Here is a 15,688-nt window from a genome sequence, read left to right as displayed (position 1 = left end):
ATCTAAATCAATTTTCAAAAATGAGCAATTTTCTCTATTTTTTTTCTGAAATAATTCATTGATATAATGATCAAAAGCCATTTTATTTTGTAAGCCTGTGACAAAATCTAAATAGAGATGATCATGTAGTTTTTTATTATTGAATAACAAAACATTTTCACGGCGTTTTAATCTTGTCACATCTGAACAGACTAACATGATCATTTCAACATTATTACTTTGATCACGCATCGGCTTGAAATAGGAAAGATAGAATTTTCCCTTAACATAAAATACTTGTTCAGCATAATCCTGATGCTGATCAAAAGCATGTAATGCTTCTTCAAATTGAGCATGAACGACAGAGGAAAATGTGTTGAGCAACTTGTCAAAAAGATATAAAGCATCACTTTCATAAATATCTGAAAACTTTTGATTTACACCTAAAAAACGCGCATTCCTATCAAATATCGCAATGGGTAATGGAAATTGAGAAATAAAAGAAACCAAATACAATTTGTCAGATTGTTTCAAAAAATCAATTACATCTATATCATCTATAGCTTGTTTGATTTTTATATATTCCGTTTCCATAAATAACCTCAGATTCATGACACATTGCACCTCATTTTTTAAATGAGATGATCAATGAACTTAGCAATTAAATTAAAAAACAACCAAATTGAAAATTAACCTATTTTTAAACATTTTTATTCTTCATAAAGTTAAATTTAAATCAGTATAACAGCATGCAGATTTTAAAATACTTCTTAATATCTTAAATATTTGATATTAAATTCATTATTTTCAAATCAATATAGCCTTAGATTTGCATGCTTTATTAGAAACGATTAAATACTCAATTCAGCTCAGCAACATTTTCAATGTAAATTTGTTCGACTTTAAAATGATACGAACAACAATCTAATACAGCCGTAAATTTCGCGCATATTTTGCCACATATAAAACAAAAATAATACTTTATGTGACTAAATTTACATTAATAAAAAACCTTGCAAGTGCAAGGTTTAAAATGAATCAAACTTTTGACTTTAGTTTTTACAGATTTACCAGATTGCTTTTAACTGCAATACTTAAAATCTAAAAAGTTAAAAACTATCTGCTGGAACTCGAACCCAACCTTCCATCAAAACACGTGCACTACGACTCATAATGGCTTTCTTAACAACCCATTGGCCATTTTCATTCAGAGCTTGAGCACCCACTCTCAACGTACCTGATGGATGACCAAATCTCACAGCTTCACGCTCTCCACCACCTGCTGCTAGATTGACTAAAGTACCTGGAATCGCTGCTGCTGTACCGATTGCGACTGCTGCTGTACCCATCATGGCATGATGCAATTTACCCATTGATAATGCACGAACCAATAAGTCTGTATCCGATTCACTCACTTGTTTACCGCTTGAAGATGTGTAGGCTTTTGACTTTGATACAAATGCGACTTTCGGTGTATGTTGACGGCTTGCAGCTTCACTTACATCTTGAATTAGACCCATTTTTAATGCGCCATAAGCACGGATTTTTTCAAAACGTGCAAGTGCTGTTGCATCACTATTTATATCGTCTTGTAATTCTGTACCCAGATAACCAATATCTTCTGCATTTAAGAAAATTGTTGGAATACCCGCATTAATCAAAGTCACCTGAAAGCTTCCAATCTCTGGAACTTCTAATGTATCCACTACATTTCCTGTAGGGAACATTGCGCCACCATCTTCACCATCATCAGCAGGATCTAAAAATTCAATTTGAACTTCTGCCGCAGGAAAAGTGACACCATCAAGTTCAAAATCACCTGTTTCTTGCACTTGACCGTTGTTGATTGGAACATGAGCAATAATGGTTTTTTTAATATTGGCTTGCCAAATACGAACTGTACAGATGCCATTTTCAGGAATACGATCTTGTGCGACTAATCCATTGCTAATCGCAAATGAACCGACAGCGGCAGTTAAATTACCGCAGTTTCCACTCCAATCAACAAATGCTTTATCAATGGAAACTTGTCCAAAAAGATAATCGACATCATGGTTTACTTGTGTACTTTTAGCCAGAATAACCGTTTTACTGGTACTTGAAGTTGCACCACCCATACCATCAATTTGCTTTCCATATGGGTCTGGACTACCAATCACACGAAGCAATAATTGATCTCTCGCCACACCTGCAATTTGTGCACGTTCAGGTAAGTCGTCTACTTTAAAAAAGACACCTTTACTTGTGCCACCACGCATATAAGTTGCAGGGATTTTGATCTGTGGTGCAAAACTCATCTTATACATTCCTTTCGCTTATCATTGTTACAACAAAATAATGAACCATTATTCATTTTTATATTACCCTTTTTTTTAATAAAAATGCAGATTGTTTAACTTGTGTCTTAAATAATTTTATCTTGCGATTAAATATTGTTCAGACTGAATTAAAAATTAATCAAAGCTAAAAAAATTATTTTGTTGAAAATAAAATGAATTATTTAAGAATGTATTTTTTGACTTCGCAGTTCTCTTACATAAACCTCTCGTCTACTAGGTTTACAGTTACCAATCAATTACAATAATTATATTCGAATAAATAGAGCTGAAAACATTGAGCAACGAGTCTACACAATTACATCGTGGACTTAAAAATAGACACATTCAGTTGATAGCCATGGGTGGCGCAATTGGTACAGGATTATTTTTAGGTTCAGCGCAGGTCATCCAATCTGCAGGTCCATCCATTATTTTAGGTTATGCAATTGGTGGTTTAATTGCTTTCTTAATTATGCGTCAATTGGGTGAAATGATTGTAGAAGAACCTGTCGCGGGTTCGTTTAGTCATTTTGCCAATAAATACTGGGGCAAGTTTCCTGGTTTCTTAGCGGGTTGGAATTACTGGATTTTGTATGTTTTGGTTGCAATGACCGAACTTACAGCCGTTGCTAAATATATTAATTATTGGTGGCCTCACATCCCTGCTTGGATTTCTGTACTGTTCTTCTTTGTTGTCATCACCATTGTGAATTTAGCCAATGTTAAATTTTATGGTGAGTCGGAATTTTGGTTATCGATCATCAAAGTTGCAGCTGTTGTTTCAATGATTGTTTTTGGCTTATATCTATTGATGACTGCCGATGCAGGTTCAACCGCATCATTTACTAACCTTTGGGCTCATGGTGGATTCTTCCCACATGGCTTTGATGGGTTATTTTACATGCTGGCATTTTTAATGTTTGCTTTTGGCGGCATTGAATTGATTGGTATGGCTGCTGCGGAAGCAGAGAATCCTGAAAAAACGATTCCTAAAGCAATCAACCAAGTTGTTTTCCGTATCCTACTTTTCTATGTAGGTTCGTTAACTATTCTTTTATCACTTGTGCCTTGGAATCAGTTAGACCTCGGTGGCTTGGATAAAAGTCCATTTGTTATGATTTTCAGTCAATTGGGAATCGGTTGGGCAGCACATTTACTGAATTTCATTATCTTAACAGCAGCTCTTTCTGTTTATAACAGTGGCATGTATGCCAATAGCCGTATGCTCTTTGGTTTAGCGCAACAAGGAAATGCACCGAAAGTCTTCTCTAAAGTGAATAAGCAAGGCGTTCCGATCCCAGCAGTATTGTTCTCTGCACTGCTTATTTTTGGTTGCGTATTGTTGAACTATTTTGTTCCTGAAGATGCTCTAAGCCACTTAATGTATGTGGTTGTTGGTGCTTTAGTTTTAAACTGGGCAATGATCAGTTTGACTCATCTCAAGTTTAAACAAGCAATGCAAAAAGCGGGTAAGTTAACTAAATTTCCTGCGCTTTGGTCGCCAATTAGCAACTATTTAGTATTGTTATTCATTTTAACTGTACTTTATATTATGTGGATGCAAGGGTTTAAGGAATCTGTAATCATGATTCCTGTATGGATCGTCGTCATGGCCATTTTGTTTAAAATGCTTAATCCTAAAAAATCGAGTTAGTTGATTCTGAACAGAACTTAACGCTTATTTTAAAAAGCTATTATTTCGATAATAGCTTTTTTTTCATAGGTATATACGGTAAATTACTTGCCTATCGTGCCCTTAGCTTAACTGGATAGAGCAGTTGCCTCCTAAGCGACCGACGTGGGTTCGAGTCCCGCAGGGCGCACCATTTTATGGTTTAAAATAGCTGTTGATAACGAAAGTAGTCTACTTTAATCGAGCATTTTAGTTTTACGAATTTCTCGAGGAGTCATACCAAAAAGCAATTTGAACTGCTCGGTAAATCTAGATTGAGATTGATAACCACATTGCTCAGCAATATTACCAATATGAAATTGCGTCGTTTGTAATAAATGAAGCCCGTACCCTAATCGCACTCGATTGCGAATATCTTGAATATTATTACCTTCACTTTTGAGCTTACGTCTTAATGTTGATGCACTCATACATAAATTCGAAGCAATTAGATCAACAGGCCAATCACAAGAAACATCATTTGAAAGCATGGAATGAACTTTTTCACTCATGCTTGGAGGCTCAATGATATTGCAAATATCCTTGTAACCAGAGTGGTAAATGATCTCAAGTATTTCTTTTTTCCTAAGCTTCAAAATTTGAGATGGTGCAATGGACGAAAATTCCATGAATTGGCAGAGTGCGCTAGCAAGAACTGGGTTTATTTCACCCTGAAAATATTTTTTATATGGTGCATGATTCTTAGGAAGTTCAGAAAAATCTTCTTTATCAAAATCAATAATTACTGCAAAATATTCCTCTTGAACTGGAATATTACGTATATCTATACAGGGACTATTTGATAAAAATACAAAGCTACCTGACAGACATTCGACCGAACCAGATTTACCCAATTGTTTGGCGCCACTCAATATAAAAATAAGTAAAGGCTTTATAATTGGAACATTAGTAATCATCTGCTCTTTATGCGATGAATATACAGAAAAAGGTAATTTTGATTGGTTTTTAATCGCTTTTTTAGCAACTAGAATAATATTATCCATAATTAAGCGTTGGGGATATAAGCCAAATCTTCCACACTATACCCCAAAACTCTCCCCCCTAATATTAAATTAACACCCCATAAATAAATCGAACAATTTCATAAACTTATATTTCAATTAAAAGCTAAAGTAGAATTCTTCTAATACCCCTCATGATATATCAAGACAGATCTCTAATATGTAAATTCTATATCTTTAATCCAACAAATAAGATGCTTTATCTTTTATATAAGGCTTCTATCGTACTTGATGCCAATGAATTGGCTTTAACCATATAACCTGTTAATGCTCCAGATGCGTCAGCAGGTAATTCCAGTTTCTTTGAAAGAGCATACACAGTAAATTGATAACGATGTGCTCCATCTCCTTGAGGCGGGCATGCTCCCCCAAATCCCTTTTGACCATAATCATTGGTTACATTAATCACATCTTTATAATCAAACTTACCATCACTAGATGAAATTGAAGTCACTTCAGCAGGGATATTCACCACTTGCCAGTGCCACCAACCACTACCAGTTGGTGCATCTGGATCATAGGCCATGATTGCATAAGCCTTTGTTCCAGTTGGAGCACCACTCCATGACAATTGAGGAGTTTTATTTTCGCCCGAACAGCCAAAACCCTGGAATTCGAACGTTTTTTCCATGAATACGCCGTGTGCAATATTGTTACTTTTTAATTTAAATTCATCAGCATGTGTAAATCCTGCGATCAGTCCGATCAAGAGCAACAAGTGTTTTAAAATAGATTTATACATTAGTATCTCTGTTTATGGAGGAAATACGCTAATCTTAATGTTTTTGATTCCTTCAAATTCTCTCTAACACGCCATATTTTCGCTTAAACACATCAATCTTATTAGGATATCTGAATAGAGACTGGCTCTCCCCTCAAGGGAAAGCCTTTCAAAATAAATGAATACTTAGTTCTCTAAAGCATAAGCAATCACATAATCACCATGGTCAGGAGACTGGCGTGCTCCGCCCGCAGAGACAACAACATATTGCTTACCTGTTTTTGGTGAAATGTAGCTCATAGGCGTTCCTTGGCTACCCACAGGCAAACGTGCTTTCCATAGTTCTTCACCATTAGAAGAGTTGAATGCACGTAAGTAATAATCCTGAGTCGCTGCAAAGAATACTAAACCACCTTGAGTCGCCATCGGTCCACCAATGGTTGGCATACCAATCGGGGCTTTTAGACCCATTTTGATCCCCATTGGCCCAGTATCTTGTACTGTACCCAAAGGCACTTGCCAAGCCACTTGACGAGTTTTCATATCAATCGCTGTCATCGTTCCGAAAGGTGGTTTCTGACATGGAATACCAAAGACTGACATAAAGCGGTTTTTATTTACTTTATAAGGTGTCCCATTCATCGGCACCGCACCCATACCAGTATTCACCTTCTCACCACCACTTGCCTCAACTTTAAGATCTTCTGGTGTTTGTTTAATGAGCTGAATCCAAAGCCCTAGACGCATATCATTCACAAACATATAACGATGAGTTGGATCAAATGCAATACTACCCCAGTTCATCCCGCCCAACGATCCTGGAAAACTTAGAGAAATATCCGTTCCAGGTGCTGTAAATAAACCTTCATAACGCATGGATTTAAAATTAATACGGCACATTAACTGATCAAATGGCGTAGCGCCCCACATATCCGATTCAGTCAAAGTTTCATTACCAATTTGTGGCATTTCAACTGAACGAGGTTGAGTTTTACTATATTGCTCACCCGGAATATCAGCGACTTTAACAGGCTGTTCAATCACTTTAGTTAAAGGCTTCCCTGTTAAACGATCTAAAACAAAGAACTGACCTGATTTTGTCCCAATAACCACAGCAGGTTTCGTCGTACCATCTTTTAATGGAAAATCGACAAGGCTCGGTTGCATTGGTAAATCAAAATCCCATAGATCATTGTGAACCGTTTGATAGATCCATTTTTCATGTCCTGTGGTCGCATCTAATGCCAATACCGAAGTATTATATTTATGATCAATTGGCTGACGATTTCCACCCCAGACATCAACTGATGAACTCCCCATTGGTAAAAATACAGTGTTCATTTGCGGATCATAAGACATCGCTGCCCAAGAGTTCGCTGAACTACGTTTATAGATTTCACCCGGTTTTAAAACATAATTTGGATCAGGATTACGTGGATCAAATGCCCAACGTAATTGTCCAGTGATTGCATCATAGGCACGAATTACCCCACCTGGCATATCTGCCGCCACATTATCTGCAACACGGCTACCTACAATAATACTGGTTCCTGCAACAGTTGGTGCCGAGGTAACTTCAAAGCGAGGCGCTTTAGTTCCATCGCCTAAACCAACCAATAAATCTACTGTTCCATTTACACCAAAATCTGCACAACGTTCACCAGTATCTGCATTCACTGCAATTAAACGAGCATCAGGCGTATTGGTATAAACACGGCGTGGGCATGCAGTATTGCTTGCTACCGCTGTAACAGGCGTTGCACCTGCCAAAGTCGGTTGTTGCAATGGCTGAGTCGAATCAAAGTAAGCTACACCACGACAACGTTCCCATGCATCTGCTGTAGAATTCACCTCAGCTTTCCAGATTTGTTTTCCTGTATCGGCATCTAACGCAATCATATTGTTATGTGGTGTACATAAAAATACTTTATTCCCGACTTGCAATGGGGTCATTTGATCTTCCGCACCATTGCCTGAACCTGTACTGAAATCACCTGTTTGGTAACGCCAAGCTTCTTTCAACTTAGATACATTATTACGGTTAATTTGATCCAGTGCAGCAAAACGACTACCACCTGCATCATTACCATAGTGAGACCAATTCACTTGCTGCGACGCAGCTGTAACAGGAACGAGTGGTAATTCCTGACCATTGGCTTTAACCGTTGGATGAGGAATAAACATGCCATATAAACCAGCCAGCATACCTAAAACGGTAAGACCACCTATGGCATAGGCAGGTGTTGATAAAGGGGTTTGAAATTGATATTTACGAATCGAAGGTAAAGTCAAAACTAGTGCCGCAAATACACCTGCTGGAAACATCAGTCTGGAAAAAAGTGCCCAGAAATCCCAACCCGCATCAAATAGCGCCCAGAGAATCGTGCCTAAAAAAACCAGTGCAAATAGCCATACACCGAGTGCTTTTTTTCGGAAAATAAAAATTGCCGATGCAAGGGTCAATAATCCTGCAATCAAGAAATACCATGAACCACCAAGGCTTATGAGCTTTCCACCGCCAATCACATAAAATAAACCTGTTAATAACAGGGCAAGTCCCAGTATAAAACACCATATTTTGAATATGGGCTGAGACTTGGTATGATCTTCAGACATACATCTTACTCCTAGTATTGTGAACTAAAACGATTAACCACTTGCATTTTTAATCATTATTTTCAATTACATAAAAACATTTCACTGTACAGCCAACTTTCATTAACAACTTACTAACGAATAACGCAAAACTAATAACGTAGAAATTAATAATTTAAAAATAAACACAGTTACATAATTGACTATTTTTTAATCACATTCAAATCATTATGCAATTAAAAATTAACTTTCATGGTTAAACCTGCCACCCATGCATCATCTACTTCTTTCACACCAGCAGGTTGATAAACATATTGCAGATTGGGTCTAAGCATGACTGCTGGAGACCATTGATAGGTATAATTTAATTCGACGTTCAATTCATCTCGTTGAATGGGAATATAGTCATTGGCAAAAGCATCGTAACTGTAATAACCATTCGCTTCGTTACTCGCAATTTGACGATCTTTTGCTCGGTCATTGACTACATAATTAGCTAAACCGAAGCCGACTGAATCATTCGGGCGGCTGTCGAAAGGCCCTTTGTACCATAGTGCTAATTGCTGCGTACTTTCGACCATCGTGGTGGCTTTATCATTGATCACACCGTTAAAACTGACATATAAACCACGTTTTGGGTCTGCCCCTTGTTGAGTCAGTTGTTGTTGTGCATTCAACCAAAAACTATGTTTTCCATCATGAACTTTACCTGCGGTTTTAATATCATTGGCTTCTGCATTTGAATACAACGCGCCAACTTTATATTCACCAGGTAGATCATTAAATGCTGCTAGTTTTGGCTTCCAAGCTAATTCAACAGGAATGGTCACCCCTTGAACATTATTCATGTCCAGATTAAAACCATCACTGTTTGATTCAGTTTTAACATTGTCAGGATTAACTTCATACACGCCTAAACCGAATGACCAGTCGGGTGCAAATTGATATTTAACATTGGTGCCCCACAAACTTACAGGCCAGTTGTACCAAATTGAGCCGATAGATTTTCCTAGTTGACCGCCACAAAGTAGTAAGTTCTGAAATTCACATTGTGAACTGTTAAAGTCATCTGACATGCCCATACGACCAATCTTAAATTGGACACGATTGTCATCAAATCCTGTTTTGATCCATGCCTGAGTTAAACGCCAAATTTTGCCACGCCCATATATTTCCTGCGTATTTCCTAAAGCACTGCTACGAGGGTCTTTTATACGTTCCAGACTCAAGGCATTCCCATCACGTTTGGTGATCATAATTGCCGCTGTAGTGTCTTCCCAACCTGCAATTTTATTTAAATCAAAATTTGCACCTAACGTTAACTGAGCTGCGTTTTCGAATGTATTGTCATCGTTATAACCTCCTGACAAATTGGTCGCTGCCTCGCTCATTATTGAAGCCGTAAACTTATAACCCTTTTGTTCTAACTGAGTACGTTCTCCGTCCCAATCACCAAGTAGCCATTGACGGTCTGCTGACCAAAACTCATTGGCTGAAGCAAACTGGCTCGATAAAACAGCTAAAGATAATGTGCCAAGTTTTAAAATGTTTTGCATCACGCATATCCTTCTTGTTTTGGAAAAGCTCACAGCAACGGAGCTTTTCCTATGGTCATTCTTCAACTGACAATTATCGAACAGCAACGGCTGAGCTTAGCTCAGAAGTTGCACCTAAATGGTCGGTTATATTGGCAGTTACACTGGCATAGCCGCTCACTGCTTTCCAACTGGTTTGCGCTTTACCATCTGCATCAGTCATCACGACTTGTGTACCTAAATATTGTTCAGCTTCCTGAGTCTTGGCTTGATGATTGCCAAAATATTCAATTTGATAGCGTTGATTCGGTTGTGCCTGCAATTGCGCAGTCACTACACCTTTGCTGTAACTTAAACGAGGTGCCTGAATGTTTTGATTTGGCATGGCATTACAACCTTGCTCATTAGGCTGAGTGCAAGTTTTTTGTAGCTTCGCTTCTTCAATCACCACACCACCACCACGAGAACCAACAAAGCCTGCATGTTCAAGCGCAGGTACAGCAAAGACAATTGCTCCTAAACGTTGATTCGGTACGCAAGAACCGCCTGCCTCACAACGCTTGATATCTTTACCATTATTCCAAATTAAGTTTTTGGTTAATGTCGTTCGTGCATTGGCATCTTTTTCTGAACGAATAGCAATACCTAGTCGATTTGCATGGACTTTATTACTGTCAAAAATATTACCATCACCGGTTAAATTAAAACCAATAGAATTGTTTGTAAGTTCGTTGTACGCAATGTAATTACGTTTGCCCCAGTTAATTTGTAAACCATCAGAATAGTTTTCAAACTTATTACCAATCACTGCATTATCATTCCCCCACAAAATTTCAATCCCTTGCGAAGGTTCTGGATTGGCTTTGGTCGAAGTAAATAGGTTATTGGCAACAAGGTTAAATGCCGCACCACGGGTGAGCTCTAAGCCATCACCATTATCAACAAACAGATTATTTAAAACTTTGTTGTTATTGGTGGTGGTTGAAGTCGGATTACCCTTACCATCATCACCTGTCAGCATCACCCCTGAACCACCATAGTTATTACTGATGCGGTTGTGTTGAATCAAGTTATTGCTCGCACGATTGATCAAGACACCAATACAGAAACGATGGATATCTAAACCTTGCAAGGTCACACCATTCACATCTTGCAGAACCAAACCGGGTAAGGTCATGGTACGGACATTGGTACCATATTGTTCAGTATTTGCTCCCGGACATGCTTTAGCACCCTCGCCTTTAATATAATTAGAACCATCAATGGCAATAAATTCACCTGTTTTATCCCATTGTGTCCCGATGATCTTCACAGAAGATTTGATTGGCGGTAGAGGTTGATTCAGCTTAATCGTATAAGGTGCTTTACCCACCGCTTGAATTTGAATTTCATTTTGTTGTGTTGCATTGGCATTTGATTGTTCAATTGCCCAACGTAATGAACCTTTCGCTGTATCGTCTTGATAACGGTCTACCACGTAGGTTTCTGCACTGGCTAAACCTGATACAGCTAAACTCAAAACCAATGTGGTCAAACGTAAAGTTGATGATTTCATATTTAAATCCTTCTCTATCCTGAACACTTAAGGCGTGGGTTGTACAGTTTTCAGCAACTGTTTTAACTGTGTTACATCAATTTGACCGGGTGCAGAAGCTTCACCAATCATGCCAAAGCTCAAACTACCGCCCATATTGGCAGTTGCAATCCGTGAAATAGTGCCTAACTGTCCCATTGACATAGTGAGTAATGGTTTTTTGCTCTGCTGACTGACTGCCAAAGTCGCATTCATCAGTGTGAATACATCTTGTTTTGACTGAGGCATTACTGCGATTTTGAGAATATCTGCTCCCATTTGGTCTTGCTTGAGTAGACGGCTTTCAATTTCTTTTTGCTCAGGTGTTTTAGCAAAATCATGATTCGACATAATCACTAAAACATGATTTTTATGTGCCAGTTCAGTCAATTGCTTCACTACTGTTGGATCACGAAACATTTCGATGTCCAGCAATTGCATAAACGGTTTTTTTAAATAATCGCTATATGTTTTTAAATATGCTTGATCTGTAATCGTCATTTTTCCACCTTCATTGTGAGTACGAATGGTGGCGATTAGCGGTTTATCTTTCAGAATTTGATTCAGTTGCTGACCAAGTGCAATCACTTTTTTAGTGTCGGCAGCGAACTCAAGTAAGTCGATGCGAAACTCAGCAACATCTGCATTTGAATTGCTGGCAATGACTTGCGCCTGAGCAATCGCCTGCTCTGCTGTTTTTGCAGTAATCGGTACAATAGTTTTTACAGGTAAATCACCAATATTGAGGTTTTTGACCATATAATGCTGTGTGGTATGCGACACTGATTCTGCTGCAAATGCAGATGGGAGTGTGGCAAATACAGCCGTGCTGATGCAAATTTGCATCACTAATTTTTTTATCATAAACATTACATTTCCTTGTATTTTCAAGAGGGTTGCGAAATATAAAAATTGCGTGCAACCACATAAAGAGTCATAAAATAAACAACGAGATTGCCGTAACTTAACTAAATCATTGGGTTCAGAATGCGATCAATTCAGTGACCGCAATTCCTTATTTCCAATGCTTCAATACCGCGTTTAAATATCTAAAAATACGGTTTCGTTCTCACCTTGAATACGAATATCAAAGCGATATACCACTTCACCATCACGTTCTTCACGTTTTGCAATTAAGGTTTGACGACGAGGTGCCCATTCAATACTTTTTAATACAGGATCTTGTGCATTGGCTTCGGCTTCATCTTCAAAATACACACGTGTATTCAAGCCAATATTTATCCCACGAGCAAAGATGATCAGTGCAATATGTGGTGCTTGAGTCGAACCTTTACGTCCCGGCACTGCGCCCGGCTTGACAGTATTAAAACTCCAAAAACCTGTTTCGAAGTCAGCACCTGTGCGTCCCCAACCCAGAAAGTTTGGGTCAGCTTGCTTGCCTTGCGTATCAGCAGCACTTGGATAAACACCGTTGGCATCAGCTTGCCAAATTTCAATCAATACATCACGTAAGGGTAAACCTAAACCATCAAACACTTGACCTTCTAAACGAATACGCTCACCTAAGGTCTTGTCTTGAACTAACTGATTATCAAAGTTATTTTCAAACACTTCGATATTGGCTTGCTTTGGTAATAAACCAATATGTACGTATGGCCCACCTGTTTGAGATGGCGTTTCATGCAATTCCTGAAAATTCCAATTGTTCATGTTATTCTCCCTGTATTAAGTCAAATCATTTTCGAAATATGTCGCACGACGACCACGCAAAGTGATGTCAAAACGATAACAACGACTGTCTGCTTCAATAAAATTGCTCTTATCTTCTAAAGCAATCAATGCGCGGCGTTGTTCTTCCGAAGGAATGGTTTTAAGAATCGGGCACGAATCAATCAACGTATCGCCTTCAAAATAAAACTGAGAAATAAGACGCTGTGCCCAACCATTGGCAAGCAAAGAGAAATGAATATGTGCTGGGCGCCACTCGTTAATACGGTTACGCCATGGATAAGGGCCCGGCTTAATCGTACGGAATACAAAATAACCATTTTCATCGGTCATCATACGACCACAGCCACCAAAGTTTGGATCCATTGCACCAATGTATTGGTCATTCGGATGACGATAACGCCCAGATGCATTGGCCTGCCATACTTCCAATAAAGCATTTTTCACTGGACGCCCAAATTGATCACGAACATAGCCATGCACAATGATACGCTCACCAATTGGTAAGCCTTCTTTAGCATGGTTTAAAATCAAATCATTGTCTTTCGGGCCAAACTGCTCTGCACTAAAATGAGGTGATGTCACTTCAGTTAAGGTTTCTGCAATTGAAATCAACGCATTTTTTGGCGAACGTAACACACTGGTTTTATAACCGGGCGCGTATGCTGGCGGATGATCTTCGGTATTACGTTGTGCATAAGCACCTAAGATAAGTTGCGACATTTGCTATCTTCCTTTCTATCTCGTTCCATTACTCATGATTTAACTGTTGATTTGCTTGCGCTTGCTGCAATTGCTTTTCATTCAACGGTTGCGGTGCTATACCCATTTCGGCAAAAACCTCTTCTGCCATATGCATGGCTGCATTAGCCGCAGGTAAACCCGCATAAAGTGAACAATGCAAAATCAATTCTTTTAAATCGTCTTTGGTGACATCATTGTTAAAACAAGCACGTAAATGCATGCGCAATTCATCTGCACGCCCCAATGCCAATAAAACAGCAATGGTGACTAAACTGCGCGTGTGACGAGGCATACCAGGTCTAGACCACACATCACCCCATGCAAAACGGCTAATAAAATTTTGGAAATCTGCATTAAAATCATTCAGGTGCTCAAGTGAACGATTGACATGCTTTTCACCCAGCACTTCACTGCGGACGGTGATACCTTGTTGATAACGTTGTTCATCATTCATAGGAGAAACCTCAATTAAGTTGCATCGGTATGTGCAACCAGTGATTTAACAAAAATAGCCACTGCTGCTGCGGTTGCAGGAATCAACAGCAAACTTAAAATGGCAGTAAACGACCAATCATTCCCCAGTAAAACTGCACCAATCCATGCACCAAATACCGCACCGAAACGACCGATTCCCGACATCCATGCCACACCTGTTGCACGGCATTGTGTTGGATAAAAACGAGCACTCAGTGCTGGCATAGCTGACTGTGCACCATTAATTGCAACACCTGCGCAAAGCACTAAGATGGCAAGTAATGTTGGATTTGCTAAGCTCTGACCAACGGCAAAAGCAAAGATCCCAGCGACAAAGTAGAAGCCTGCAATAATGCGATTCGGGTTGAAACGGTCCATTGCCCAGCCAATAAATAAAGCACTAAGTACACCGCCAAACTGGAATAAACCACCGATGAATGCAGCACGTTCCATGGTTGCGCCTGTTTCGCGCATTAAGGTTGGTAACCAACTGGTGAGCAGATAAATCATGACCAAACCCATGAAATAGGTGAGCCACAGTAAAACAGTACCTTTGACATATTTCTGAGAGAACAGCATGCCAAACACGCCTTTTTTCTCTGTGCCTTCGATATGCTCTTCTGGTACATGAAACTCAGTCACACCCTGTACTTTTTCAGGTGCAATACGTGCCAGAATTTTGCGGACTTTTTCACCATCACGTCCTTTTACAATCAGGAAACGGTACGATTCAGGCAGGAAAAAGATCACTAAAACCATTAAAATTAATGGTGACCAACCACCCAATAGAAATAAACTGTGCCAACCGAAAGTTGGAATCAGCCAACTACTGATAAAACCACCTGTTGCCATACCCAAGTTGTATCCACAGAACATACAAGTCACGAGCAAAGAACGAGAGCGCTTTGGACAATACTCAGAAAATAATGTGGTCGCATTTGGCATCGCAGCGCCTAAGCCGATCCCAGTTAAAAAACGCAACGCCACTAAAGTATTCAAGTCTGTGGCATAAGCAGACGCCAAAGTAAAACCACCAAAAATCAGCATGGACACACTTAAAACAATCTTACGTCCAAAGCGATCTGCAGTCGGGCCAGACACTAAAGCACCAATGATCATGCCACCCAATGCAGCACTCATCACAGGGCCAAGTTGCGAACGGTCTATTCCCCAGTCCTGTGCTAAGGCTGGTGCGATAAAACCCATAGCTGCCGTGTCGATACCATCAACAAAAACAATGAAAAAACATACAATTGCAATCAACCACTGATATTTACTAAACGGTGCATCGTTGATCAGTGCCTGTGCGTCTATACTCGTTTTCTGAGTAGTGTATTCCTGAGACGCCATACCTGCCTCCTTGGGC

Annotated in this window: 13 protein-coding genes and 1 tRNA gene; 2 read left to right on the top strand and 12 right to left on the bottom strand. The window is 39.2% G+C overall.

Features of this window, described 5'->3' with window-relative positions; translation table 11 throughout:
• Both GGG_RS0109035 and prpF read right to left on the bottom strand, forming a co-directional pair.
• Nucleotides 1-573: PAS domain-containing protein (locus GGG_RS0109035; protein ID WP_010114051.1), on the bottom strand; the 573-nt coding region annotated here is incomplete at its 3' end.
• Between the two features lie 515 nt (nt 574-1,088).
• Complete coding sequence (gene prpF, locus GGG_RS0109030; protein WP_010114049.1) at nt 1,089-2,276, bottom strand: 2-methylaconitate cis-trans isomerase PrpF; 1,188 nt, start codon at nt 2,274-2,276, stop codon at nt 1,089-1,091.
• Nucleotides 2,277-2,592: 316 nt separating this feature from the next.
• On the opposite strand from prpF, the gene GGG_RS0109025 reads away from it, so the two are divergent.
• Both GGG_RS0109025 and GGG_RS0109020 read left to right on the top strand, forming a co-directional pair.
• On the top strand, nt 2,593-3,951 hold the full coding sequence (locus GGG_RS0109025) for an amino acid permease (RefSeq protein ID WP_029574516.1): 1,359 nt from the start codon (nt 2,593-2,595) through the stop codon (nt 3,949-3,951).
• A 96-nt stretch (nt 3,952-4,047) separates the two neighbouring features.
• A tRNA-Arg gene (locus GGG_RS0109020) sits at nt 4,048-4,123 on the top strand.
• A gap of 43 nt (nt 4,124-4,166) precedes the next feature.
• Here the strand turns inward: GGG_RS0109020 and GGG_RS0109015 are convergent.
• The 10 genes from GGG_RS0109015 to GGG_RS0108970 all read right to left on the bottom strand — a co-directional run bounded on the left by GGG_RS0109015 (nt 4,167) and on the right by GGG_RS0108970 (nt 15,672).
• Nucleotides 4,167-4,973: a helix-turn-helix transcriptional regulator gene (locus GGG_RS0109015; RefSeq protein ID WP_010114045.1), complete on the bottom strand. Its 807-nt coding sequence runs from the start codon at nt 4,971-4,973 to the stop codon at nt 4,167-4,169.
• Nucleotides 4,974-5,190: 217 nt separating this feature from the next.
• Nucleotides 5,191-5,733, bottom strand: coding sequence for a YbhB/YbcL family Raf kinase inhibitor-like protein (locus GGG_RS0109010; protein ID WP_010114043.1), 543 nt, complete (start codon nt 5,731-5,733; stop codon nt 5,191-5,193).
• Between the two features lie 165 nt (nt 5,734-5,898).
• A complete protein-coding gene (locus GGG_RS0109005; RefSeq protein ID WP_010114041.1) occupies nt 5,899-8,328 on the bottom strand; it encodes a glucose/quinate/shikimate family membrane-bound PQQ-dependent dehydrogenase in 2,430 nt (809 codons plus the stop codon).
• Between the two features lie 215 nt (nt 8,329-8,543).
• Nucleotides 8,544-9,863 (bottom strand): carbohydrate porin, encoded by a 1,320-nt coding sequence (locus tag GGG_RS0109000; protein WP_010114039.1) that lies wholly within the window; start codon nt 9,861-9,863, stop codon nt 8,544-8,546.
• Nucleotides 9,864-9,936: 73 nt separating this feature from the next.
• A complete protein-coding gene (locus GGG_RS0108995) occupies nt 9,937-11,397 on the bottom strand; it encodes a NosD domain-containing protein (protein WP_010114037.1) in 1,461 nt (486 codons plus the stop codon).
• Between the two features lie 27 nt (nt 11,398-11,424).
• Nucleotides 11,425-12,285, bottom strand: coding sequence for a type I 3-dehydroquinate dehydratase (gene aroD, locus GGG_RS0108990; RefSeq protein ID WP_029574515.1), 861 nt, complete (start codon nt 12,283-12,285; stop codon nt 11,425-11,427).
• A gap of 171 nt (nt 12,286-12,456) precedes the next feature.
• Nucleotides 12,457-13,086, bottom strand: coding sequence for a protocatechuate 3,4-dioxygenase subunit alpha (pcaG, locus tag GGG_RS0108985; protein ID WP_010114034.1), 630 nt, complete (start codon nt 13,084-13,086; stop codon nt 12,457-12,459).
• A gap of 15 nt (nt 13,087-13,101) precedes the next feature.
• The gene (gene pcaH / locus GGG_RS0108980; RefSeq protein WP_010114033.1) at nt 13,102-13,827 is read right to left on the bottom strand and encodes a protocatechuate 3,4-dioxygenase subunit beta; all 726 of its coding nucleotides are present in this window, start codon (nt 13,825-13,827) and stop codon (nt 13,102-13,104) included.
• 28 nt (nt 13,828-13,855) lie between these two features.
• Entirely contained in the window at nt 13,856-14,302 is a 447-nt protein-coding gene (gene pcaC / locus GGG_RS0108975) for a 4-carboxymuconolactone decarboxylase (RefSeq protein ID WP_010114032.1), read from the bottom strand.
• A 14-nt stretch (nt 14,303-14,316) separates the two neighbouring features.
• Nucleotides 14,317-15,672, bottom strand: a complete 1,356-nt coding sequence (locus GGG_RS0108970; protein WP_010114031.1) for an MFS transporter — start codon at nt 15,670-15,672, stop codon at nt 14,317-14,319.
• Nucleotides 15,673-15,688: the final 16 nt, after the last annotated feature.

This window comes from Acinetobacter sp. P8-3-8 (genome assembly GCF_000214135.1).
Lineage (GTDB): Bacteria > Pseudomonadota > Gammaproteobacteria > Pseudomonadales > Moraxellaceae > Acinetobacter.
This window is presented reverse-complemented; position numbering and strand designations above follow the sequence as displayed.